This window comes from Nonomuraea thailandensis (assembly GCF_024172165.1).
Lineage (GTDB): Bacteria > Actinomycetota > Actinomycetes > Streptosporangiales > Streptosporangiaceae > Nonomuraea > Nonomuraea thailandensis.
Genome location: NZ_JAMZEB010000002.1, coordinates 6,133,459 through 6,156,083 on the forward strand (window position 1 = coordinate 6,133,459; position 22,625 = coordinate 6,156,083).

16 protein-coding genes, 1 tRNA gene and 1 pseudogene are annotated in these 22,625 nt (G+C 70.5%); 6 read left to right on the plus strand and 12 right to left on the minus strand.

Annotation, left to right across the window (positions count from 1 at the left end; all coding sequences use genetic code 11):
* Positions 1 to 21 precede the first annotated feature (21 nt).
* Positions 22 to 1,317 carry an ABC transporter substrate-binding protein gene (locus tag HD597_RS31650; protein ID WP_253746815.1) on the minus strand — a complete coding sequence of 432 codons (1,296 nt, stop codon included), beginning with the start codon at positions 1,315 to 1,317 and terminating at the stop codon, positions 22 to 24.
* Between the two features lie 188 nt (positions 1,318 to 1,505).
* Here HD597_RS31650 and HD597_RS31655 point away from each other — a divergent pair, with 188 nt between their 5' ends.
* Positions 1,506 to 2,360, plus strand: a complete 855-nt coding sequence (locus HD597_RS31655; protein WP_253746816.1) for a hypothetical protein — start codon at positions 1,506 to 1,508, stop codon at positions 2,358 to 2,360.
* 86 nt (positions 2,361 to 2,446) lie between these two features.
* Here the strand turns inward: HD597_RS31655 and HD597_RS31660 are convergent, their stop codons facing one another.
* From HD597_RS31660 to HD597_RS31670, 3 genes are all read right to left on the minus strand, one after another.
* Positions 2,447 to 3,763 carry an ABC transporter substrate-binding protein gene (locus tag HD597_RS31660; protein WP_253746817.1) on the minus strand — a complete coding sequence of 439 codons (1,317 nt, stop codon included), beginning with the start codon at positions 3,761 to 3,763 and terminating at the stop codon, positions 2,447 to 2,449.
* Between the two features lie 230 nt (positions 3,764 to 3,993).
* A complete protein-coding gene (locus HD597_RS31665; protein WP_253746818.1) occupies positions 3,994 to 5,283 on the minus strand; it encodes an ABC transporter substrate-binding protein in 1,290 nt (429 codons plus the stop codon).
* Positions 5,284 to 5,435: 152 nt separating this feature from the next.
* A complete protein-coding gene (locus HD597_RS31670; RefSeq protein WP_253746819.1) occupies positions 5,436 to 6,020 on the minus strand; it encodes an ANTAR domain-containing response regulator in 585 nt (194 codons plus the stop codon).
* A gap of 90 nt (positions 6,021 to 6,110) precedes the next feature.
* Between HD597_RS31670 and HD597_RS31675 the strand changes: the two genes are divergently transcribed.
* Positions 6,111 to 6,184: transfer RNA gene (locus tag HD597_RS31675), tRNA-Leu, on the plus strand.
* 136 nt (positions 6,185 to 6,320) lie between these two features.
* Here the strand turns inward: HD597_RS31675 and HD597_RS31680 are convergent.
* Positions 6,321 to 7,169: an SDR family NAD(P)-dependent oxidoreductase gene (locus HD597_RS31680; RefSeq protein ID WP_253746820.1), complete on the minus strand. Its 849-nt coding sequence runs from the start codon at positions 7,167 to 7,169 to the stop codon at positions 6,321 to 6,323.
* Positions 7,170 to 7,240: 71 nt separating this feature from the next.
* Between HD597_RS31680 and HD597_RS31690 the strand changes: the two genes are divergently transcribed.
* The 3 genes from HD597_RS31690 (at position 7,241) to dapD (ending at position 9,697) form a co-directional block, all read left to right on the plus strand.
* Positions 7,241 to 8,182, plus strand: a complete 942-nt coding sequence (locus tag HD597_RS31690) for a LysR family transcriptional regulator (RefSeq protein ID WP_276083072.1) — start codon at positions 7,241 to 7,243, stop codon at positions 8,180 to 8,182.
* Positions 8,183 to 8,218: 36 nt separating this feature from the next.
* Entirely contained in the window at positions 8,219 to 8,641 is a 423-nt protein-coding gene (locus tag HD597_RS31695) for a pyridoxamine 5'-phosphate oxidase family protein (protein WP_253746821.1), read from the plus strand.
* Positions 8,642 to 8,731: 90 nt separating this feature from the next.
* Positions 8,732 to 9,697, plus strand: coding sequence for a 2,3,4,5-tetrahydropyridine-2,6-dicarboxylate N-succinyltransferase (gene dapD, locus HD597_RS31700; protein ID WP_253746822.1), 966 nt, complete (start codon positions 8,732 to 8,734; stop codon positions 9,695 to 9,697).
* A 316-nt stretch (positions 9,698 to 10,013) separates the two neighbouring features.
* On the opposite strand, the gene pyk is transcribed toward dapD, so the two are convergent.
* From pyk to gltB, 7 genes and pseudogenes are all read right to left on the minus strand, one after another.
* Positions 10,014 to 11,444 (minus strand): pyruvate kinase, encoded by a 1,431-nt coding sequence (gene pyk / locus HD597_RS31705; RefSeq protein ID WP_253746823.1) that lies wholly within the window; start codon positions 11,442 to 11,444, stop codon positions 10,014 to 10,016.
* A gap of 35 nt (positions 11,445 to 11,479) precedes the next feature.
* Positions 11,480 to 11,830, minus strand: a complete 351-nt coding sequence (locus HD597_RS31710) for a DUF2784 domain-containing protein (protein WP_253746824.1) — start codon at positions 11,828 to 11,830, stop codon at positions 11,480 to 11,482.
* A complete protein-coding gene (locus tag HD597_RS31715; RefSeq protein WP_253746825.1) occupies positions 11,827 to 13,581 on the minus strand; it encodes a S8 family peptidase in 1,755 nt (584 codons plus the stop codon). The genes HD597_RS31710 and HD597_RS31715 overlap by 4 nt, the downstream gene beginning before the upstream one ends.
* Before the next feature lie 229 nt (positions 13,582 to 13,810).
* Positions 13,811 to 14,104: pseudogene (locus HD597_RS67350) on the minus strand (aldo/keto reductase); the annotation flags it as partial.
* Positions 14,059 to 14,280: a hypothetical protein gene (locus tag HD597_RS67355; RefSeq protein ID WP_465263881.1), complete on the minus strand. Its 222-nt coding sequence runs from the start codon at positions 14,278 to 14,280 to the stop codon at positions 14,059 to 14,061. The gene HD597_RS67355 and the pseudogene HD597_RS67350, both read right to left, overlap by 46 nt.
* A gap of 307 nt (positions 14,281 to 14,587) precedes the next feature.
* The gene (locus HD597_RS31730) at positions 14,588 to 16,066 is read right to left on the minus strand and encodes a glutamate synthase subunit beta (RefSeq protein WP_253746826.1); all 1,479 of its coding nucleotides are present in this window, start codon (positions 16,064 to 16,066) and stop codon (positions 14,588 to 14,590) included.
* A 13-nt stretch (positions 16,067 to 16,079) separates the two neighbouring features.
* Positions 16,080 to 20,585, minus strand: a complete 4,506-nt coding sequence (gltB, locus tag HD597_RS31735) for a glutamate synthase large subunit (protein WP_253746827.1) — start codon at positions 20,583 to 20,585, stop codon at positions 16,080 to 16,082.
* 259 nt (positions 20,586 to 20,844) lie between these two features.
* Between gltB and HD597_RS31740 the strand changes: the two genes are divergently transcribed.
* Entirely contained in the window at positions 20,845 to 22,557 is a 1,713-nt protein-coding gene (locus tag HD597_RS31740) for a bis-aminopropyl spermidine synthase family protein (RefSeq protein ID WP_253746828.1), read from the plus strand.
* Positions 22,558 to 22,625: the final 68 nt, after the last annotated feature.

Here is a 22,625-nt window from a genome sequence, read left to right on the forward strand (position 1 = left end):
TGATGCCTGGATCGTGTTCGATCAGCCGGCGATGTTGCCGGTGCGGTACTCCAGCGCCTTGGTGGCGTACTTGTTGTCGTCGCCGTACTGGTAGATGCCGATGGTGGCGACGGCCGGGTCACCGGCCGCGTCGAACTCGACCGGACCGCTGACGCCGTCGTAGTCGATGTCCGTGCCCGCCTTCAGCAGGTCGACGCACTCCTTGAAGCTCTTGCACTTCGTGCCGCCCTTGCTGACCTCCTCCAGCTTGGTGGCGATGTCGACGCCCGCGTCGCTCTTGGCGGCCTCGGCGGCCAGCGCGATCAGGTTCGCCGCGTCGTACGACTCGGGGGCGTAGCTGAAGTCCTCCAGGTCGGGGTCGACCGTGGTCAGCTTCTTCTGGAACTCCTCCGGAGCCGCGGCGCCCGGAATCGTGCCCTTGACACCGGTCAGCGTGCCCTTGGGCATCTTGACGTAGTTGGTGTTCGACGTGTTGCCGTCCACCATGTACCACTTGTGCTTGTCAGCCGGCATGCCCTGCTTGACCAGCTCCTGCACGACCTTGGCGGTCTCCTCGAAGCCGATCAGGACGATGCCCTTGGGGTTCTTCGCCTTCAGCTTGGCCACGTCGGCCGAGAAGTCGGCGGCCTTGGGGTCGTAGTCGACGCGCTCGACGACCTCGCCACCGCCGTCCGTGACCGTCTTCTGGACCTGGTCGGCCAGGCCGGTGCCGTAGGAGTCCTGCATGGCCATGATGCCGACGGTGTCGTTGCCGTCGGCGATGATCAGGTCACCGAGCACGCGGCCCTGCAGCTTGTCCGGGGGGGACGTACGGAAGTACAGGCCCTTGTCCTCGATCGTGGTGAACTTGTCCGAGGTGTTGGCCGGGGAGAAGTGCACCACGCCCGCGCCCGTGATCTTGTCGATCACCGACTCGGACACCGACGAGGACGCCGCGCCGATGATGGCGTCGGCCTTCTGCGCCAGCAGCTTGTCCACCGACTGCGAGGCGATGTTGGTGGTCGTGTCGCCCGAGTCCGTGTCGAACTTGGCCACGGGCTTGCCGAGCACGCCACCGGCCTCGTTGATCTCCTTGAGGGCGAGGTCGACGCCCGCGAACTCGGGCGGGCCGAGGAACGCCAGCGAACCGGTCTGGGGCAGCAGCGTGCCGAGGGTCAGCGTGCCATCACCCTTCGCCGCGGGCGCGGATGAGGCAGGCGCGGCACTCTGGGAAGCCTGAGTGGCGGTGTCACCGCCGCCACCACCGCAGGCTGTCAGGGCGAGGCTGGTGGCAGCCACGACAGCCAGCGCCCGCCCCACGGGAGCAATGCGGATCATGAAGTGTCTCCTCCGATTCCAGGCCGGGATCCTCAGCACCGCCGAGCGTTCCCGATCGAATGCAGGAAACGTACAAAATTGCTGCACACTCGAACCAGATCCGCTGGGGAACTGTCGGCACTTGGATGCGGAGTCGTAATCACTCCTCAACTTACGAGAGCTGCGCACCGGCGCTTAATGTGCGACAGGTGAAGCGCAAAACGCCTCTGCTCCTGTTGGTCGCGTTCGCCACCGGTTGCGGCTCCACCGAGCCGCCCTCTCCCCCACCCGCCGGACCACCGCCCGGGGTGTCGGTCTCGCTGGCCCAATATCGCTCGGACGAGCCGGTGCACGTGCTTCAAGTGGCTGTCCGAAATACTAGTGAAACACCTGTTTATTTCGCCGACGTCCAGCTTGTCACGCCGTCCTTCAAGACGCTGCCGCCGCAGCAGGCCGACGCCGTCATCAGGAAGACCGAGCGCACGGACCTGCCCATCATGTACGGCGCCGCCAACTGCCGGCCCGAGGGCCTGCCCCAGGTGCAGCCGGCGACCGTCGTGGCCCACCTGCGGACCGGGTCCGAGCAGGTCCGCAAGGTGGTCTTCGAGGTGCCGCACCCCGACCCGCTGCTGACCAGGCTGCTGCGCGACGAGTGCTCGGAGTTCCTCGTCAAGCAGCGCGCGAGCATCGAGTTCGGGCCCTCCTGGACGGAGGCGGGGCCGGACTCCGAGCGGGTCATGCGTACGAGCCTGGTGGTCACGCGGCGCGGGCAGGGCGCGGTGACGCTCTCCGACGTCGGCGGCACCACCCACTACATCGTCACCCCCGAGCGCAGGCCCCTGGGCACGCTGGCGGCGGGGGCGCAGCGGCTGGAGGTGCCGCTGGAGCTCGTCCCCGCCCGCTGCGACGGACACGCCTTCGCCGAGGCCAAGAAGGCGTTCCTGTTCCCGGTGCGGGCGTCGGTGGACGGCGGCGAGGAGCGCGTGGTGATCGTCACCCCGCCCAAGCCCGTCCAGGACCGTCTCATCTCCTACGCCCGGCGCGCCTGCGACCTCGGCTCCTGAGCCCCAGGCCGGGCCCCTGGCCCGCAGGCAGGGCTCCTGAAGCTCAGGTGGGGGTCTCCGCCTGCGGGCCGGGCACGGAGGAGGGACTAGCCCTCGATCTTGCCGGTGCGGTACTCCAGCGCCTTGCTGGCGTACTTGTTGTCGTCGCCGTACTGGTAGACCCCGATGGTCGCCACCGCGGGGTCACCGGCGGCGTCGAACTCGACGGGCCCGCTGATGCCGTCGTAGTCGATGTCCTTGCCGGCCTTCAGCAGGTCGACGCACTCCTTGAAGCTCTTGCACTTCTCGCCGCCGCCGCTCACCTCGGCCAGCTTGCCCGCGATGGAGGTGCCGCTGTCGTCCTTGGCGGCCTCGGCGGCCAGCGCGATCAGGTTCGCCGCGTCGTACGACTCCGCGGCGTAGGTGAAGTCGTCGAGCTTCGGGTCGAGCTTCTTCAGCTTCTCCCTGAACTCCTCCGGCGCCTCGGCGCCCGGGATGGTGCCCTTGACGCCCTTGAGGGTGCCCTTGGGCATCTTCAGGTAGTTGGTGTTCGACATGTTGCCGTCCACCATGTACCACTTCACCTTGTCGGCGCTCAGCCCCTGCTTGACCAGCTCGGCGACGACCTTGGCACCCTCCTCGAACCCGATCAGCACGACGGCCTTCGGGTTCGCGGCCTTGATCTTGGCCACGTCGGCGGAGAACTCGGCCGCCTTGGGGTCGTAGTCCACCCGCTCCACGACGCTGGCGCCGGCGGCCTCGGCCGTCTTGGTGATCTGGTCGGCCAGGCCGGAGCCGTAGGAGTCCTGCATGGCCAGGATGCCGACGGTGTCGTTGCCGTCGGCCGCGATCAGGTCGCCCAGCACGCGGCCCTGCAGCTTGTCCGGCGGCGCCGTACGGAAGTACAGGCCGTTGTCCTCGATCGTGGTGAACTTGTCGGAGGTGTTGGCCGGCGAGAACTGCACCACCCCGGCACCCGTGATCTTGTCGATGATCGACTCCGACACCGACGAGGACGCGGCGCCGATGATGGCGTCGGCCTTCTGGCCCAGCAGCTTGTCCACCGACTGCGAGGCGATGTTGGTGGTGGTGTCGCCGGAGTCGGTGTGCACCTTGGTGACCGGCTTGCCGAGCACGCCGCCGGCCTCGTTGATCTCCTTGACGGCCTGGTCCACACCGGCGAACTCGGGCGGGCCGAGGAAGGCCAGCGAACCGGTCTGCGGCAGGACCGTGCCGATGGTCAGCGTGCCGTCACCCTTCGCCGCCGGCGCCGAGGAGGCCTCCGTGGACGCCGCGGCGGACGTCGCGGTGGACGGCGCGGTGGAGGCGGTCTGGTCGGCCGTCTCGCCGCCGCAGGCCGTCAGAGCCAGGCTCGCCGCGGCCGCCACGGCCAGCAGGCGCCCCATCGGAGCAATGCGGTTCATAGAAGAAACTCCCCCTATCTCGGCGAAGAGACGATCACCCTCGCCGCGTTTTCCGAGCTCAGCATGCCTGTCCGGCACGGAGATGGGGAGTTCTTACCTGACTTTTATACTGGATCGTAATGTCCTAAATACGGAGAGTTATGCTCTGTTTCAGGAGAGTTACGGACACGCCGGTAAAGCAGAGAGCCCTGGCCCGGAATATCCGGGCCAGGGCGAAAGAGCCGGGCGGTTCAGCCGTCGATGTTCCCCCGGCGATATTCGATCGCCTTGGCGGCGTCGAAGGTGTTGTCGGCCCTGTACTGGTAGACCCCGATCGTGGCGACCGACGGGTCACCCACGTCGTTGAAGTCCACCGGCCCGCTGACGCCGTCGTAGTCGATGTCCGTGCCCGCCTTCAGCAGGTCGGCGCACTCCTTGAACCCGGTGCACTTCGTGCCGCCCTTGCTGACCTCCACCAGCTTGCCCGCGATCGCCGCGCCGGTGTCGGCCTTGGCCGCCTCCGCGGCCAGCGCGATGAGCGTCACGGCGTCGTACGACTCCGCCGCGTAGGTGTACTCGGCCAGCTCCGGGTTCACCTTCAGCAGCCGCTTCTGGAACGCCTCGGGCGCCTCGGCCCCCGGCAGCGTGCCCTTGACCCCGTCCATCGTGCCCTTCGGGGTCTGCGCGAAGTTGGTGTTCGACATGTTGCCGTCCACCATGTACCACTTGTACTTGTCGCTGGTCAGGCCCTGCTTGACCAGCTCCTGCACGACCTTCGACGTCTCCTCGAACCCGATCAGCACGATGCCCTTCGGGTTCGCGGCCTTGATCTTGGCCACGTCGGCGGAGAAGTCGGCCGCCTTCGGGTCGTAGTCCACCCGCTCCACGACCGTCGCGCCGCCGTCCTGGGCCGTCTTGGTCACCTGGTCGGCCAGGCCGGAACCGTAGGAGTCCTGCATGGCCAGGATCCCGATGGTGTCGTTGCCGTCGGCGACCACCAGATCACCCAGGACCCGCCCCTGCAGCTTGTCCGGCGGCGCCGTGCGGAAGTACAGGCCGTCATCCTCGATCGTGGTGAACTTGTCGGAGGTGTTGGCCGGCGAGAACTGCACCACGCCCGCCCGCGTGATCTTGTCGATGATCGACTCCGACACCGACGAGGACGCGGCGCCGACGATCGCGTCCACCTTCTCTGTCAGCAGCTTGTCCACCGACTGCGAGGCGATGTTCGTGGTCGTGTCCCCCGAGTCCGTGTCGGACTTGGCGACCGGCTTGCCGAGCACGCCGCCGGCTTCGTTGATCTCCTTGAGTGCCAGGTCGACGCCGCCGAACATGGGCGGGCCCAGATAGGCGAGCGACCCCGTCTGCGGCAGCACCGTGCCGATGCTCAGCGTGCCGTCCCCCTGCGCCGACGCCGAGGGCGGCTGGGCGGAAGCGGAGCCGGAGGGGGCGGTGCCGGCGGTCGTGTCGCCGGGCGAGCACGCCGCCAGCGCCAGAACCGCCGCGGTGACGGCGAGCGGCGCGCGGAAAATGCGGATCATGGAGTGCGTCTCCGATCGAGATGAGCGGACCTTCCGTCCGACCATCAGTTACGCGCCGGGACGCCCCCTGCGTAAGCAGCCGAAGCCGGTTGGATGCCCACTCGTGACCGCACCACAACCCGCCGGGCTAAATCACCTGATATAGGGCTTTTTCAGGATCGCTCCGCCGTGTCGTCGATAACGATCTGAGCAACCTCGCGCATGCTCAGGCGCCGGTCCATCGACGCCTTCTGGATCCATCGGAACGCCTGCGGCTCCGTCCAGCCGTGCTGCGCCATGAGCTGCCCCTTGGCCCGCTCGACCAGCTTCCTCGTCTCCAGCCGCTCCGACAGGCTGGAGACCTCGGCCGCCAGCGCCACCATCTCCTCGTGCCTGCTGACCGCCATCTCGATCGCCGGCACCAGGTCGGCCTTGGTGAACGGCTTGACCAGGTAGGCCATCGCCCCCGCGTCCCTGGCCCGCTCGACCAGGTCGCGCTGGGAGAACGCGGTCAGGATGAGGCACGGGGCGATCCGCTCGGACACGATGCGCTCGGCCGCCGAGATGCCGTCGAGCACCGGCATCTTCACGTCGAGGATGACGAGATCGGGCCGCAGCTCGGCGGCCAGCCGGATCGCCTGCTCACCGTCACCGGCCTCGCCCACGACGACGTAGCCGTCCTCCTGGAGCATCTCCTTGAGGTCGAGGCGGATCAGGGCCTCGTCTTCCGCGATCACTACTCGCCGCTGCGTACTCACGAGCAGAAGAGTACAGACGTCCGGTAGATTAGATCCACGCCGGTGCGGCTCGGAGCGCTACGCTACGAGATCACAGCCCGGACATTCGCCGCCCCGGTAGACCAATCGGCAGAGTCGATGGCCTCAAAATCCATTCAGTGTGGGTTCGAATCCCACCCGGGGCACTCATGTGACACCGACCGACCGCCCGGCCTCCGAGCCCGGCGGTTTTGTCGTACCCGGCTGCGACACTCTCCGCATGCACGATATCGCACTCCGTGACCGATGGCCGAAAATGCTTGACCGTAATGCCGGCCGCCGTCACCAGGGCACGGGCCCGGCGTCGTCGAAGAAGCCTCCCGTCGGCCCGCCGGGCCCCAGGGTGGCCAGCCGGATGATGACGGCCGCTCCCTGCGCCGCCGTGCGGGTGATGGCGTACGGCAGGTCCTTGGTGAAGTCGGTGGCGCAGGCTCCGGGGGCGGCGGCGTTGACGAGGATGCCGTCCTTGCGCAGCTGCTTGGCGTACTGGACGGTCAGGGAGTTGAGGGCGGACTTGGAGGGCGGATACGCCGCCATGGGCGGGAGGGCGGACAGGTAGTGGTCGGGGTCGGTGTGGTGGTGCAGGGAGCCGACGCCGCTGGAGACGTTCACGATGCGCGGGGCGGGTGAGCGTCTGAGCAGGGAAAGCATGGCGTCGGTGACCATGAGGACACCGATGACGTTGGTCTCCAGGACCTCGCGCATGATGGCGGCCGGGGTGTCGCCGGGCGCCTGGGAGGTGGGGCCGGAGATGCCGGCGTTGTTGACCAGCACGTCCAGACGGTCGAGCGAGGCCGCGGCGGCCTCGACGGTCGCGGGGTCGGTGACGTCCAGAACGATCGCCCGCACGTCGGGCGCCGACTCCTCGCGCAGGCGCCCGTCGGCCGGCGTCTCGGGGTGCGGGCGGGAGTGGGCCGGCGTCTCGGCGTGCTGGTGCGCGTCGGAGGGCGGCTCGGGGTGCTTCCGGGCGGCGGTCAGCTCGGCGCGGAGGCGGGCGGCGGCCTGTTCGCCGCGGGTGCGGTCACGGGAGCCGAGCAGGACGGTCATGCCGCGGGCCGCGAGGCCGGCCGCGACCGCGTATCCGATGCCCTTGTTCGCCCCGGTCACCAGGGCGGTGCTGGTTTCGGTCATGTCTGGAAGCACACCATCGGCGGCCGTCCGCGGGCCAACACCGGATGGGTCGCGAGCAATACCCTGAGGGTATGGAGACGCGCGAGCTGGCCTACTTCGCGGCCGTCGCGGAGGAGCTGCACTTCGGGCGGGCGGCGGCACGGCTCGGCATGGCGCAGCCGCCGCTGTCGAGGGCGATCCAGAAGCTGGAGCGGCGGCTCGGAGTGCGCCTGTTCGAGCGGAACAGCCGCGGGGTGTCGCTGACCCCCGCGGGCGAGGTGCTGGCCAGGGAGGCCGCGAAGGTGCTCGACGCGGTGTCCGCCGCCACGGCCCGTACGCGCCGGGCGGGGCTGAGCGAGCCGCGGCTGGTCGTCGCGCTCAAACCCGGAGGCGACGGCGGGCTGCTGCCGGACGTGCTGGCCGCCTACCGGGCGCGGCCCGGCGCGGTGGCGGTGGAGCTGGCGCTGTGCGGGGTGGCGGAGCGGGCGCGGCTGGTGCGTGACGGGACGGCGGACGTGGCGTTCCTGCACAGCCCGTACGAGGACCTGACGGGGTTCGACAGCGAGCCGCTGCTGGAGGAGGGCAGCGTGGCGGTAATGGCGGCGAACCACCCGCTGGCGGGGCGCGGCCACGTACGCCTGGCCGAGCTCGACGCCGACCCGACGCCGCGCTGGCCGGGCGCCCATCCGGACGCGAGCGACCCGGGGATGCTGATGCAGTTCGTCGTGGTGGGACGGCTCATCGTGGTGGCGCCGGAGTCGGTGCGCGACCAGGTGCGGCGGGATCTGGCGTGCGTGCCGGTGCTCGACGGGGCGCCGACGACCGTGGTGCTGGCCTGGCCGGAAGGGGCCCGGTCACGGGCGCTGGCCGAGTTCGTACGCACGGCGGCGGAGGTGGCCGCGCGGCGGACAGGGGCAGAGGTGACCACGACCGGGACGGCGGCAGAGGCCGCCGCACCCCGGACGGGAGCGGAGGTCGTGGCCGGCGCTCCTGGCATGGTGGGGACTTTTCGGGATCGCTCCCACCGGGAATAGGCGTGTCAAGATCGAAGAACACGGGGGTGGGGCGGGATGCCGTTGAACGTGGCGGAGCGGGAGGCGTTCCTGGCGGAGTCGCACATCGCCAGCCTGGCGGTGGAGGCGGGCGACGGCAGGGCGCCGCTGGTCGTGCCGGTCTGGTACGACTACAGCCCTGGCGGCGAGATCCGGTTCCTGACGGACGGCGACTCGCACAAGGCCAGGCTGATCGCGAAGGCGGGCCGGTTCTCGATACTGGCGCAACGGGTCAGCCCGACCTACCGCTACGTGTCGGTGGAGGGCCCTGTGGTGCGCTCCACCCCGACGACCCTGGACGACCTGACCCGCATCTCCGCCCGCTACCTGCCGCCGGACGCGGTGTCCGGCTACGTGCAGGGCTCGGACCTCCACGCGCTGGTGACCTTCAGAATGCGCCCGGAGCACTGGCTCTCGGCCGACCTGGGCGCGGTGAGCTGACACCACCGGCCTCGGAAGCCGGGATGAGAAGGGCGAGGCTCTGGGCGCCCGGGGCCCCGCGCTGACCTGGGAAACGGTATTTTTGGGGCCGTGACTGCTATCGATCCCACCTCGACCGGCGCGTTCGGCGTCGGCCTCGCCACCATCGCCGCCGACGGCACCGTACTCGACACCTGGTTCCCCGCCCCCGAGCTGGGCGACGCGCCCCGTTCGGGCACTCAGCGGCTCCCGGCCGACGAGGCCGGGGAGCTGGCCGAGCTGGCCGGCCCCGATGCGGCGCGGGGCGTGGAGGTGGTGGCGGTCCGCACCGGCATCGCCAAGCTCTCCGAGGCGCCCGTGGACGCGCACGACGTCTACCTGCGCCTCCACCTGCTCTCCTCCCGCCTGGTCCAGCCGCACGGCGTCAACCTGGACGGCATCTTCGGCCTGCTGGCCAACGTGGTGTGGACGAACTTCGGCCCGTGCCCGGTGCCGGACTTCGAGCGCACGCGGCTGCGGTTGCGGGCCAGGGGCGCGGTGACGGTGTACGGGGTGGACAAGTTCCCCCGGATGGTCGACTACGTGCTGCCTTCCGGCGTCCGGATCGCCGACGCCGACCGGGTGCGGCTGGGCGCCCACCTGGCGGTCGGCACCACGGTCATGCACGAGGGCTTCGTGAACTTCAACGCCGGCACGCTCGGCAGCTCCATGGTCGAGGGCCGGATCTCGGCCGGCGTGATCGTCGGCGACGGCTCCGACGTGGGCGGCGGCGCCTCGATCATGGGGACGCTGTCGGGCGGCGGCAAGCAGGTCATCTCGGTCGGCGAGCGCTGCCTGCTGGGCGCCAACTCGGGCGTGGGCATCTCGCTGGGCGACGACTGCGTGGTGGAGGCGGGCCTGTACGTCACGGCGGGCACGCGGGTCACGCTGCCGGACGGCACGGTCGTCAAGGCGGCCGAGCTGTCGGGCTCCGACGGCATCCTGCTCCGGCGCAACTCCCAGTCGGGCGCGGTGGAGGCCCTCCCCCGCAAGGGCGGCGGCATCGAACTCAACGCGGCCCTGCACGCCAACGACTGACCGCCCTGCCAACACGCCGATGGGGCAGCGCCTCGACGCGCCGCCCCATCACCGTCTCCGGGCCCGGCCCTGGCCCGGCCACGGAAGGCAGGTGGGGCGCCCTGGCCGGTGTGTGACCACGCCGACGGCCCACTTGGGCTCGCGTTACGGCGCTCAGCCGGTGAAGGGTCAGAGGCCGTTTCCTGGAGGGCCGTCCGCCGGCGTGCGGCGGGTGGCGGACCACGTCGCAGCGTAGAAGAAGAACATCACACCGGGGTCAGAGACCGTTACATGAAAGGGCCACGCGCCGGAGTACGGCGAGTGGCCCTTTCATGAATCAGTGTGCGTGGGAGACGGCGGAGCCGATCGTGTGGACGCGCAGGGCGTTGGTGGAGCCCGGGGTGCCGGGAGGCGAGCCGGCCACGATGACGACCTTGTCGCCCTTCTCCAGCCGCCCCAGCGACAGCAGCGACGCCTCCACCTGCCGCACCATGTCATCCGTGTGGTGCACGAACGGCACGTGGAACGTCTCCACCCCCCACGTCAGCGAAAGCTGCCCCCGCACGTGCGGCGCGGAGGTGAAGGCGAGCAGCGGGATCGGCGAGCGGTAGCGGGCCAGGCGGCGTGCCGTCTCCCCCGACATCGTGAACGCCACCAGCGCCTTGGCCCCCACGATCGCGCCCACCTCGGCGGCGGCGCGGGCGATGGCGCCGCCGGTGGTCTCCGGCATGCGCTCCAGCGTGTGGGTGGCGTGCAGGGAGGACTTCTCCGCGGCGCAGGCGATGCGGTCCATCGTGGAGACGGCCTCGATCGGGTAGTTGCCGACCGAGGTCTCGCCCGAGAGCATGACCGCGTCGGCGCCGTCCATGACCGCGTAGGCCACGTCGGAGGCCTCGGCGCGGGTGGGGCGCGGGGCGTTCATCATCGAGTCGAGCATCTGGGTGGCGACGATGACCGGGCGGGCCTTCTCGCGGCAGAGCTCGATGATGCGCCGCTGCACGATCGGGACCTGCTCCAGGGGCAGCTCGACGCCGAGGTCGCCGCGGGCGACCATGATGCCGTCGAAGGCCTCGACGATGTCGGGGAGGCGGTCGACGGCCTGCGGCTTCTCGATCTTGGCGAGCAGCGGGAGGCGGACGGCCTCCTGCTCCATGATGTTGCGCACCACGTCGGCGTCGGACGGGCGGCGGACGAAGGACAGGGCGATCATGTCGAAGCCGGTGCGCAGCGCCCAGCGCAGGTCGGCCTCGTCCTTGTCGGTGAGGGCGGGGGCGCTGACGTTGACGCCGGGGAGGTTGAGGCCCTTGTTGTCGGAGATCATGCCGCCGATGACGACGCGGGTGATGATGCGCTCGCCGTCGACGCGGGTGGCCTCGAGCACGAGGCGGCCGTCGTCGACGAGGATCGTGTCACCGGGGCGGACGTCCTTGGGCAGCCCCTTGTAGGTGGTGGAGACCTGCTCGCGGTCGCCCGGCACGTCTTCGGTGGTGATGGTGAAGACGTCGCCGAAGCCGAGCCTGACGGGGCCTTCCTCGAACGTGCCGACACGGATCTTGGGGCCCTGCAGGTCGGCGAGCACGCCTACACCGCGGCCGAGGTCGGCCGCCACCTCCTTGACCCGGTCGTAAACCTCTCTGTGCAGGTCATGATTGCCATGGCTGAGGTTGAACCGTGCCACGTCCATGCCCGCGGCGATCAGCTCGCGGAGACGTTCTTTGGAGGATGTGGCGGGGCCTAGGGTGCAGACGATTTTCGCGCGACGAGTCACGAGTCCTACCTTAATTGGTACAGACCACTTGGCAGTCACTGACGACGGAGAACGTACCCGACGTAGGAGAACAGAACGAGAACGGCGACCCCAAGTCGCGCCAAGTTCGTGTACTCCTGCGGGTAGATCACGCCCTCGATGTAGTGGTCGATGAAGCCGCTGGCGGGTAACCCCTCCTGCCCCGCGCCCTGGCGCGCCCAGTCCTCGGCGAGGGTGAGAGGGCACTCGACGCCGGTCACGACCGAGAGCACGCCCCAGGCGGCGACGGCGAGGTGCGCCCAGATCGTACGCCGCCAGCGCCACGCGAGGAACCCGCCCACGGCCATGTAGACGAGAAAGGAGAAGTGCACCACCATCGCGGCGTCCGCGAGGAGGCGATACATCATGGTTCGACGGTAGCGGCCTTCCAGGCGTCCACGATGCCGTGGCCGTAGAAACCGTTGTCGGCCGGGGTGCCCTCGCACTCGTGCGTCTCGGTCTGCCCGAAGATCTTGTACACGTACTGGCGGGGCGTGGGGCACGCCTTCTGCGTCGCGGTCTTGTACAGGAGTTGCTCGACCGTGGCCGCGGCGAGGTCGAGCCCGCCCTTGCCCGGCTTGCCGAAACGGCTGACGAGGATCGCCGCGACGCCGGCGGCGTGCGGCGAGGCCATCGAGGTGCCTTCGAGGTACTGGTAGTAGGAGCAGTCGCCGCCGGTGCAGTCCTTGACGACGTCGGCGCCCTTCGGCTCGCCCTTGGCGTCGATGCGGCCGGCGGCGCGCAGCACGTGCTCGGGCGCGGCGGCCAGGATCGACCGGGTGGCCTGGGTGCCCTGCCCGTCGAGCACGTCTCCGCCGGGCGCCGCCACGTCGGTCTGCTCGTTGCCGTAGTCGCTGTAGATGGCCTTGCGGCCGGACGGGCCGAGGGCGGAGACGGAGATGACGCCGTTGGACTCGGCGGGCACGTTGAGGCAGGAGTTGTCGACCTTGCGCTCCTTCTCGTCGCCCTTCGGGTAGCCGGGGCTCTGCTTGTCGACCTGGGGGCGGCCGAGGTCCGTGGAGCCGTTGCCGAGGGCGGAGACCAGCGTGACGCCGCGCTGGCGGGCGTAGTCGAGGGCGCGCTGCATGCCGGTGATGATGCCCTGCTGTTCGAGCTGCTGCTTCTTGGTGTCGGCCTTGTTGTTCGCGCAGTTGAACAGCCAGGGGTCGACGAAGTAGCTCATGTTCACGACGTCCACGCCGATGTCGCCGGCGTAGGTGAGGGCGTCGAGGCTGGGCTTGAGGAAGAAGAAGCCGGAGTCCTGGCCGGCCCTGAGGTTCACGATCTGCACGCCGGGGGCGACGCCGGCGATGCCGATGCCGTTCAGCGGGGAGGCGATGGTGCTGGCGACATGGGTGCCGTGGCCGTCGTCGTCCACGTCCACGGCGTCCTTGCAGCCGGACGCCTCGCACGGGCCGTCGAGCGTCTCGCCGTACTCGTCCTTGGGCTTGTCGGTGACGAAGTTGCGGCTGAGCTCGCGGTTGAAGTTGGGGGCGATGTCGGGGTGCTTGCCGTCCACGCCGGTGTCGATGACGCCGACGAGGACCTGGCGGGTGCCGGGGGCCTTGGCGTTGGCGCGGTCGGCGCCGATCATGCGCATGTCCCACTGGCGGCCGGCGAGCGGCTCGCCCCTGGTCTTCTTGGTGAAGGCGTCCTCGTCGGGGAACGCGGCCCTTCCCGCGGCTGCCTCCGCGGTCCGGCGGGCGCCTGCTCCGGTACGGGCGGCCTCCGCGGCGGTGCTCGTTTCCCGCGCACGGGCGGCTTCGGCGGTACGGGCTGCTTCGGCGGCGCGGGCGGTGTCCGCCGTGGCGGGGCGGGAGGGGGCGTAGCCGATGCGGCGGTCCGGGGAGACGCCGGCGATAGCCGGGTCCGCGCCCACGGCCTCCTCGAACCCGGCGCCCGAGCCGGCGGCCATGAGGTAGCCGAGTCTGGTGTCGGCGGAGACCGTGGTGCCACCGGCGCGTTCCACGGCGGCCTCGGCCTGGTGCCGCTTGCCGAAGTCGTAGAAGACGAGGAACTCGGCCCGCGGCGTGGCGGCGTCACGGGACGCGGCCGGCGTGCAGGCGCCGAGCGACACCACGGCGACCAGCGCCGTCAAGCCCGAGGCGACCCGCCGCATTCTTCCCCCATCCACCGACTTGCCGCAGAACCTGAATCTTCCCGACAGTAATCTCCTGATGCAACTTAGTGGTGAAATTTCGGTCGATTAACGACGAAGCGGACCTCCACCGGAGGCCCGCTCCACCCCTGGCCAGGGCCGTCACGCCGGTCCCGCGCCACCCCGCGCCCGCCTCCCGGCCGGCCCCTCAGAGTGGTGTTCCGGCAACATCGTTCAGCGAGCGCGTCGTTCAGCGGGCCGTGTCGAGCGTGACGGCGCCCGAGACGACCCCGCGCGCCATCGGCCGCCGCAGGAACTCGTGCGGGAAGCCCAGCTCCACCTCACTGGCCTCGGCGAGCGTGGCGAGCTGCGCGCCGGTGAAGCGCACGTCGAGCGCGCCCAGGTTGTCCTCCAGCTGAGCGGGCGTGCGGGCCCCCACGATGGGCGCCGTCACGCCGGGATTCAGCAGCGTCCAGGCCAGCGCCACCTGCGACGGCGTCACTCCCGGCTCGCCGGCCACCCGCTTGACCACCTCGGCGAGGCCGAGCGAGCGCTCGGTGAGGGATCCGTCGGCCGCCCCACGTTCCTGCGGGTCCCCGACGGGTCGGCGGAGATCTCGTGGGCCAGGTCGGCCCGGGTGTACTTGCCGGTGAGCACGCCGCTGCCCAGCGGCGACCAGGGGATCACGCCGAGACCCAGCTCGCGGCCCATGGGGATCAGGTCGCCCTCCCCGTCCGCTCGATCAGGCCGTACTCGATCTGCAGGCGCCCGGGCAGCGGCTGATCATCCACCGGGCCGCCGATCCCGGATCGCAGCGGGTGCTCGACGCCATCGCGCGCGCCTGTGCGGCCTGACCACGCGGACGGTCAAGAGAGCGCGCGTGACGGCGGCCGGCCACGTGCGGGTTCAGCGGGCGTCTTCCTGGAGGCCCTCGGCCACGTGCGGCGGGTGGCGGTGACGCCGGCCTGCCGTGACCGATGAAGGACGCAGGACGGCCCGACCCCGCGGGACCGGGCCGTCCAGCACATCAGACGAGCGGACGAGCAGTGGGAAGGATCGGGTAGGGAAGGGCGGTGTCGCCGGTGAGGAAGCGGTCGACGCCGGAGGCGGCGGCGCGCCCCTCGGCGATCGCCCACACGATCAGCGACTGCCCGCGCCCCATGTCGCCCGCCACGAAGACCCCGTCCACCTTGGACATGTAGGTCTTGTCGCGCGCCACGTTCCCCCTGGCGTCGAAGAAGCCGTCACCGCCGACCTCGGCCAGGTCCTGCAGCAGCGAGCCCTTCTCCGGCCCGACGAAGCCCATGGACAGCGTGACCAGCTCGGCCGGGATCTCCCGCTCGGTGCCCGCGATCGGCTTGAAGCCGCTCTGCGGCCCCTCGACCTCGACCAGCCGCAGCGCGCGCACGTTGCCGTCCGCGTCGCCGACGAACTCGGTGGTGGAGACGGCGTAGACGCGCTGCCCGCCGCCGTCCTCCAGCTCCTCGTGGGCGCTCTCCGTCTTGAACAGGATGGGAAACGTCGGCCACGGCTGGCTGCCGGGCCGGCTGCGCGGCGGCTGGGGCATGATCTCGAGCTGGGTGACGGACGCCGCGCCCTGCCGGACCGCGGTGCCGATGCAGTCGGCGCCGGTGTCGCCGCCGCCGATGACGACGACGTGCTTGCCCTCGGCCGAGATGGGCGAGACCTCGAAGTCGCCCTCCTGGACCTTGTTGGACAGCGGCAGGTACTCCATCGCCTGGTAGATGCCCTTGAGCTCGCGCCCGGCCACCGTCAGGTCGCGCCACTGGGTGGCGCCGCCGGACAGCACCACGGCGTCGAACTGCTCGCGCAGCTCGGCGGCCGTGATGTCGACGCCGACGTTCACGCCGGTGCGGAACTCGGTGCCCTCGGCCCGCATCTGCTCCAGGCGGCGCTCGATGTGCCGCTTCTCCATCTTGAACTCGGGGATGCCGTAGCGCAGCAGCCCGCCGATGCGGTCGGCCCGCTCGAACACGACCACGTCGTGGCCGGCCCGGGTGAGCTGCTGGGCTGCGGCGAGCCCGGCGGGGCCCGAGCCGACGACCGCGACCTTCTTGCCGGTCCTGACGGCCGGCGGCTGCGGGGTCACCCAGCCCTCGGCGAACGCGCGGTCGATGATCTCGACCTCGACCCGCTTGATCGCCACGGGATCGGAGTTGATGCCGAGCACGCACGCCGCCTCACACGGAGCCGGGCAGAGCCTGCCGGTGAACTCCGGGAAGTTGTTGGTGGCGTGCAGCCGCTCGATCGCCTCGCGCCAGTCGGTGCGGTAGACGAGGTCGTTCCACTCGGGGATGAGGTTACCCAGCGGGCAGCCGTTGTGGCAGAACGGGATGCCGCAGTCCATGCAGCGGGCCGCCTGCTTGGTCAGCTTCTCCTGCGAGAAGTCCTGGTAGACCTCGCGCCAGTCGCTGATCCGGACGTCCACGGGGCGGCGCGCCGGCAGCTCCCGGTCGTGCGTGAGAAAACCCTTCGGGTCAGCCATTCGGTACGCCCCCTTATCCCTTGACCGCGGCCGCCATGACGGCCTCGTCGATGTCCCGGCCTTCGATGCGGGCGGCCTCGGCGGCCTCCAGCACCCTCTTGTAGTCGGTCGGCATGATCTTGCCGAACCTGGTGAGCGCCGCGTCCCAGTCGGCCAGCAGCGCCTTGGCGACCGGCGAGCCGGTCTCCGCGAAGTGCTTCTCGACGGTCTCCTTGAGGAACTCGGCGTCCTGCTCGGTGAGCGCCTCGATGGCGACCATCTCGCGGTTGACCCGCTCGGGCGCGAGGTCCAGCAGGTACGCGACGCCGCCCGACATGCCGGCCGCGAAGTTGCGCCCGGTCTGGCCGAGCACCACGACCTTGCCGCCGGTCATGTACTCGCAGCCGTGGTCGCCCACGCCCTCCACGACCGCCGTGGCGCCGGAGTTGCGCACGCAGAACCGCTCGCCCACGACGCCGCGGACGAACACCTCGCCCGACGTGGCCCCGTACAGGGCGACGTTGCCGGCGATGATGTGGCCGTCGAGCGGGGCCTCGTCGTGCGGCCGGACGGTGATCCGCCCGCCGGACAGGCCCTTGCCGAGGTAGTCGTTGGCGTCGCCGGTCAGCCGCAGCGTGATCCCGCGCGGCACGAACGCGCCGAACGAGTTGCCCGCCGAGCCGGTGAAGGAGATGTCGATCGTGTTGTCGGGCAGGCCCTTGCCGCCGTGCCGCTTGGTGACCTGGTAGCCGAGCATGGTGCCGACCGTGCGGTTCACGTTGCGGATGGGCAGCTCCAGCGTGACCGGGGTGCCGTCGGCGATGGCGCCCTCGGCGAGCTGGATGAGCGTGTTGTCCAGCGCGTGCTGCAGCCCGTGGTCCTGCTCGACCGTGCGGCGCAGCGGGGTGCCCGCGGGCAGCTCCGGCTGGTGCAGGATCGGCGACAGGTCCAGGCCGCTGGCCTTCCAGTGGTCCTCGGCCGCCGTCATGTCGAGCAGCTCGGCGTGCCCGATCGCCTCGTCGAGCGAGCGGAAGCCCAGCTCGGCGAGGTACTCGCGGATCTCCTCGGCGATGAACTCGAAGAAGTTGACCACGAACTCGGGCTTGCCGGTGAAGCGCTTGCGCAGCTCGGGGTTCTGCGTGGCCACGCCGACCGGGCAGGTGTCGAGGTGGCAGACGCGCATCATCACGCAGCCGGAGACGACCAGCGGAGCGGTGGCGAAGCCGTACTCCTCGGCGCCCAGCAGCGCGGCGATGACGACGTCGCGGCCGGTCTTGAGCTGGCCGTCCACCTGGACGACGATGCGGTCGCGCAGGTCGTTCAGCAGCAGCGTCTGCTGGGTCTCGGCCAGGCCGAGCTCCCACGGGGCGCCCGCGTGCTTGAGGGACGTCAGCGGCGAGGCGCCGGTGCCGCCGTCGTGGCCGGAGATGAGCACCACGTCGGCGTGCGCCTTGGACACGCCGGCCGCGACCGTGCCGACCCCGACCTCGGCGACCAGCTTCACGTGGACCCTGGCCTCCGGGTTGGAGTTCTTCAGGTCGTGGATGAGCTGGGCCAGGTCCTCGATCGAGTAGATGTCGTGGTGCGGCGGCGGCGAGATGAGGCCGACGCCGGGCGTGGAGTGCCTGGTCTTGGCGATCCACGGGTAGACCTTGTGGCCGGGCAGCTGGCCGCCCTCGCCGGGCTTGGCGCCCTGGGCCATCTTGATCTGCAGGTCGTCGGCGTTGACCAGGTACTCGGAGGTGACGCCGAACCGGCCGGAGGCCACCTGCTTGATCGCCGACCGGCGGGCCGGGTCGTACAGGCGCTCGGGGTCCTCGCCGCCCTCGCCGGTGTTGGACTTGCCGCCGAGCCGGTTCATCGCGATGGCGAGCGTCTCGTGCGCCTCCATCGAGATGGAGCCGTACGACATCGCGCCCGTGGAGAACCGCTTGACGATCTCCGAGACGGGCTCGACCTCCTCGATGGGGATCGGGTTGCCCTTGCGCAGCTTGAACAGGCCGCGCAGGGTCATCAGCCGCTCCGCCTGGGAGTCCACGAGGTTCGTGTACTCCTTGAAGATCTCGTAGCGGCGGGTCCTGGTGGCGTGCTGCAGCTTGAAGACGGTCTCGGGGTTGAACAGGTGCGGCTCACCCTCGCGCCGCCACTGGTACTCGCCGCCGACCTGGAGCCTGCGGTGGGCGTTCTCCACCCGCGGGTAGGCGTGGCGGTGACGCTGCGCGACCTCCTCGGCCAGCACGTCGAAGCCGACGCCGCCGAGGCGCGAGGTGGTGCCGGTGAAGCAGGAGTCGATGACCTCCTGGCTCAGGCCGAGCGCCTCGAAGATCTGCGCGCCGGTGTAGGAGGCGACCGTGGACACGCCCATCTTGGACATGACCTTGATGACGCCCTTGCCGTACGCCTTGATCAGGTTGCGGACGGCCTTGTGCTTGTCGAGCTCCAGCGCGCCGGTGTCGACGAGGTCCTCGATGGTCTCGATCGCCAGGTACGGGTTGATCGCCCCGGCGCCGTAGCCGATCAGCAGCGCCATGTGGTGGCACTCGCGGGCCTCGGCGGTCTCGATGACCAGGCCGATCTTGGTGCGGGTCTTCTCCTGGATCAGGTGGTGGTGCACCGCGCCGGTCAACAGCAGCGCCGGGATCGGCGCGAGCGCGTCGGAGGAGCCGCGGTCGGACAGCACGAGGATGCGCGCGCCGTCGGCGATCGCCTTGGACGCCTCGGCCCTGATCTCCTCCAGCCGCCGCAGCAGCGCCTGGCCGCCGCCGGCGACCTCGTACAGGCCGCTGATGACGTACGGGTGGAAGCCCGGCAGGTCGTGCTCGTCGTTGATGTGGATGATCTTGGCGAGCTCGTCGTTGTCGATCACCGGGTACGGCAGCACGAGCTGGCGGCAGGAGCTGGGCCCGGGGTCCAGCAGGTTGCCCTCCGGGCCGATGGTGCTGGCCAGGGAGGTCACCAGCTCTTCACGGATGGCGTCCAGCGGCGGGTTCGTGACCTGCGCGAACAGCTGCGTGAAGTAGTCGAACAGCAGCCGCGGCTTCTCGCTCAGCACGGCGACGGGGGTGTCGGTGCCCATGGAGCCGATCGGCTCGATGCCGGTCTTGGCCATCGGCGACAGGATGATGCGCAGCTCTTCCTCGGTGTAGCCGAAGGTCTGCTGCCGCTTGACCAGCGCCTCGTGGGTGGGGATCTCGCGCCGGCGGGTGGGCAGCTCCTCGAAGCGGACGAGACCGGCGTGCAGCCACTCGGAGTAAGGGAGCTCGGCGGCGAGCTCGGCCTTGATCTCGTCGTCCTCGATGATCTTGCCGCGGGCGGTGTCGATGAGGAACATGCGGCCCGGCTGGAGGCGGCCCTTGCGGACGACGTCCTCAGGCTCGATGTCCAGCACGCCGGCCTCGGAGGCGAGCACGACCAGGCCGTCGGCGGTCACCCAGAAGCGGCCGGGGCGCAGGCCGTTGCGGTCGAGCACGGCGCCGGCCAGGGTGCCGTCGGTGAACGTGATCGAGGCGGGGCCGTCCCAGGCCTCCATCATCGTGGAGTGGAACTCGTAGAAGGCCCGGCGCGCCGGATCCATCTCGGTGTGGTTCTCCCACGCCTCGGGGATCATCATGAGGACGGCGTGCGGCAGGCTCCGGCCGCCGATGTGCAGGAGCTCCAGGGCCTCGTCGAAGCTCGCGGTGTCGCTGCCATCCGGGTCACAGATGGGGAAAAGTCGCGAAATATCGCCCGGAATGTGGGCGGAGGCCAGCATCGCCTCGCGGGCGCGCATCCAGTTGCGGTTGCCCTTGACCGTGTTGATCTCGCCGTTGTGGGCGATGTACCGGTACGGGTGGGCCAGCGGCCAGCTCGGGAAGGTGTTGGTGGAGAAACGCGAGTGCACCAGCGCGATCGCGCTCTCGTAACGCTCGTCGCTCAGGTCGGGGAAGAAGGGCTCGACCTGGTCGGGCGTGAGCATGCCCTTGTAGACGACCGTCCGGGACGACAGCGAGGGGAAGTACACGTCGGCCTCGTGCTCGGCCCGCTTGCGCAGGCAGAAGGCGAGCCGGTCCAGCTCCAGCCCCGTGCGCCCCTCGGGGTCGGACACGAAGAGCTGGGCGAAGTGCGGCATGACCGCCCGGGCGCTCGGCCCCGGCAGCTCCCGGTCGACCGGCGTGTCGCGCCAGCCGAGCACGGTCAGGCCCTCCTCGGCCGCGATCTCCTCGATCAGGCGCACGGCCGTGGCCCTGGCCTCGCCGTCGAAGGGCAGGAAGGCGATGCCGGCGGCGTACGCGCCGGCCTCGGGCAGCGTGAACGGCACGACCGCCCGGTAGAACCCATCGGGGATCTGCGTCAGGATCCCGGCTCCGTCGCCGGTGTCCGGCTCGCTACCCTTGGCCCCCCGGTGATCAAGATTGCACAGCGCCGTCAGCGCCTTGACCACGATGCCGTGATCACGGCGCCCGGCGACGTCGGCAACCATGGCGACACCGCAGGCATCGTGCTCGTTGGCGGGGTGGTACAGGCCCTGGGGCTCGGGGAACCCGAGGTGGGCAGCAGGCATTGAATCCCTCCCGTCGTCTTCGTCTGTCTAGAACTGCTTCACAGGCGAGGGACGACGTTGGCCCTGCTGCATATCGTGGGTAGAGGTTACCTCACCCTGCCGGAATGGTGCCCGCCGCGTCCGCATTACGAACTTTCGCGCCCATCTCGACATCCGAACTCCCTATCCCAAACCCTGAGCCTGACCACCGAAATTCCCGTGCGGCGCAGCGATTTCCGCCAGGGGGAGCGAGTGCCCGCGAGCCGATAGGGTTTGGGTCATGGAGCGTGACGGGGTCGAGCGCCTGCTCACCGAGGCCGGGGCCGACAGCAGGCGGCTGAGGCACGCCCTCGCCCTCGTGTGCGACGGCCAGTGGTGGTCCCTGGCGGATCTGGTCAGGGATACGGCCACGTCCCGGCGCACCGTCGAGGCCCTGCTGCGCGAGCTGGTGCTGGAGCACGACGGCGACCGCTTCCGCGTCCCGCTCGCCGACACGCCCGCCTACCAGCAGCTCATCGCCGTCGCCCCGCCCCCCGAGGACCCGGTGGCGCACCTCCTGCCCCACTACGGCCCCGCTCTCGACCGGCTCACCACGCTCATCGCCAAGGCCCCGCGCGCCCGCCACGTGCTCGACCACGTCTCGGCCACGCCGGAGACGGTGCTGCGCCGGGCGCTGCTGCTCGGGGCCCGCTTCTGGCTGCCGGGGGCGCGCCTGCTCTGCGTGGGCGACCACGACCTGACCTCCCTGGCGGTCAAGCTCGTGCACCCCGAGACCGACGTGACCGTGGTCGACGTCGACGAGCGCATCCTGGCCTACCTCGACGAGCAGCGGCTCGGCGTCCGCACCCGCTGGGCCGACCTGCGCCTCGGCCTCCCCCAGTCGGCCAGGGATCACGACCTGGCCCTCACCGACCCGCCGTACACGCCGGAGGGCACGGGCCTGTTCGTGGCCCGCGCCGTCGAGGGGCTGAAGGACGGGGGGCGGGTGCTGCTGGCGTACGGGGCCAGTGAGCGTACGCCGCTGCTGGCCTTCAAGGTGCAGCAGGAGCTGGCGGAGCTCAACCTCACGTACGAAGCGATCTACCCCGACTTCAACCGGTATTTCGGAGCAGAAGCCATCGGCTCCGCCGCCGACCTGTACATCCTCCGCCCCACCACCAAGACCCGCCCGGCCGTCCAGTCCCGCCTGAGCCGCCAGACCACCGCCATCTACACCCAGGGCCCGCAGGCCGTGGAGAGCACCGGGGCTTCGAGAGGCGAGGCCGCCACGGCGGTGCCCGCGAACGCCAGGACGAAGGCAGGAGCCGGGCAGGCACAGGGCGCTGCCACGAGCACGCCGGCAGGGGCCTCGCAGGCAGAGGCCGGTGAGGCGGTGTCCGCGCCCGCGACGGCTCAGCCGGGGGTCACAGGCCCTCATGCGGCCCCGACGGCGTTGGCGGGGTTCGAGGCCGAGCTTCTGGTGGGCGACTGGCCCAAGTCCCTGGCCCAGCCTCGGGTCAAGCTCTCGACCTGGCTCGCCAAGCCGTACGCCGCCGCGCCCGCCCGGGTGGCCGTGGCCGTCCCGGCCGGCCTGGAGGCCGCACTCCCCCGCCTCCTGCTGGCCTCCCGCGCCGCACACCTCCGTGTCGTGGGCTCGGGCCTCCCGCCGCGCCTGCCTGCGGCACTGTCGCCCGTGTACGTGCTCGACGCGGCGGGCGAGGGCGTCCTGGACGTCGTCCGCCGGCCGCAGCCCGAGGGCGACGTCGACACGGTGCTGCGCCGGATCCTGGACAACGGCCACGCCAAGCTGGCGAACACGTGGCGTGAGGCCCTCATCGCGCTGGCCAGGGCGCAGGGCACGACGCTGACCAAGAACGAGGCCCGCACCCTGATCCGGGAGGCGGCCGACTGGTCCGACGACCTGACCCCGCTGGAGGCCCCCCTCCACCGCCTGTCCGCCCTCCGCGACGCGGTCACCATCACGGTCAGGGCCCTGACCGGCACCACCCCCTGACCCGGAGCCCGCACCGGACACCCCTGTCACATCACCGGCCGAAGGCACGTCACCGCCTCCGCCTGGAG

Excerpts from the sequence above, each read along its gene's own strand:
- HD597_RS31665 (WP_253746818.1), bottom strand. The coding sequence starts at position 5,283 with ATGATCCGCATTTTCCGCGCGCCGCTCGCCGTCACCGCGGCGGTTCTG.
- HD597_RS31690 (WP_276083072.1), top strand. The coding sequence starts at position 7,241 with ATGGAGACGCGCGAGCTGGCCTACTTCGCGGCCGTCGCGGAGGAGCTG.
- HD597_RS31680 (WP_253746820.1), bottom strand. The coding sequence starts at position 7,169 with ATGACCGAAACCAGCACCGCCCTGGTGACCGGGGCGAACAAGGGCATC.
- HD597_RS31740 (WP_253746828.1), top strand. The coding sequence starts at position 20,845 with ATGGAGCGTGACGGGGTCGAGCGCCTGCTCACCGAGGCCGGGGCCGAC.
- HD597_RS31715 (WP_253746825.1), bottom strand. The coding sequence starts at position 13,581 with ATGCGGCGGGTCGCCTCGGGCTTGACGGCGCTGGTCGCCGTGGTGTCG.
- gltB (WP_253746827.1), bottom strand. The coding sequence starts at position 20,585 with ATGCCTGCTGCCCACCTCGGGTTCCCCGAGCCCCAGGGCCTGTACCAC.
- HD597_RS31710 (WP_253746824.1), bottom strand. The coding sequence starts at position 11,830 with ATGATGTATCGCCTCCTCGCGGACGCCGCGATGGTGGTGCACTTCTCC.
- HD597_RS31650 (WP_253746815.1), bottom strand. The coding sequence starts at position 1,317 with ATGATCCGCATTGCTCCCGTGGGGCGGGCGCTGGCTGTCGTGGCTGCC.
- HD597_RS31660 (WP_253746817.1), bottom strand. The coding sequence starts at position 3,763 with ATGAACCGCATTGCTCCGATGGGGCGCCTGCTGGCCGTGGCGGCCGCG.
- HD597_RS31730 (WP_253746826.1), bottom strand. The coding sequence starts at position 16,066 with ATGGCTGACCCGAAGGGTTTTCTCACGCACGACCGGGAGCTGCCGGCG.
- HD597_RS31695 (WP_253746821.1), top strand. The coding sequence starts at position 8,219 with ATGCCGTTGAACGTGGCGGAGCGGGAGGCGTTCCTGGCGGAGTCGCAC.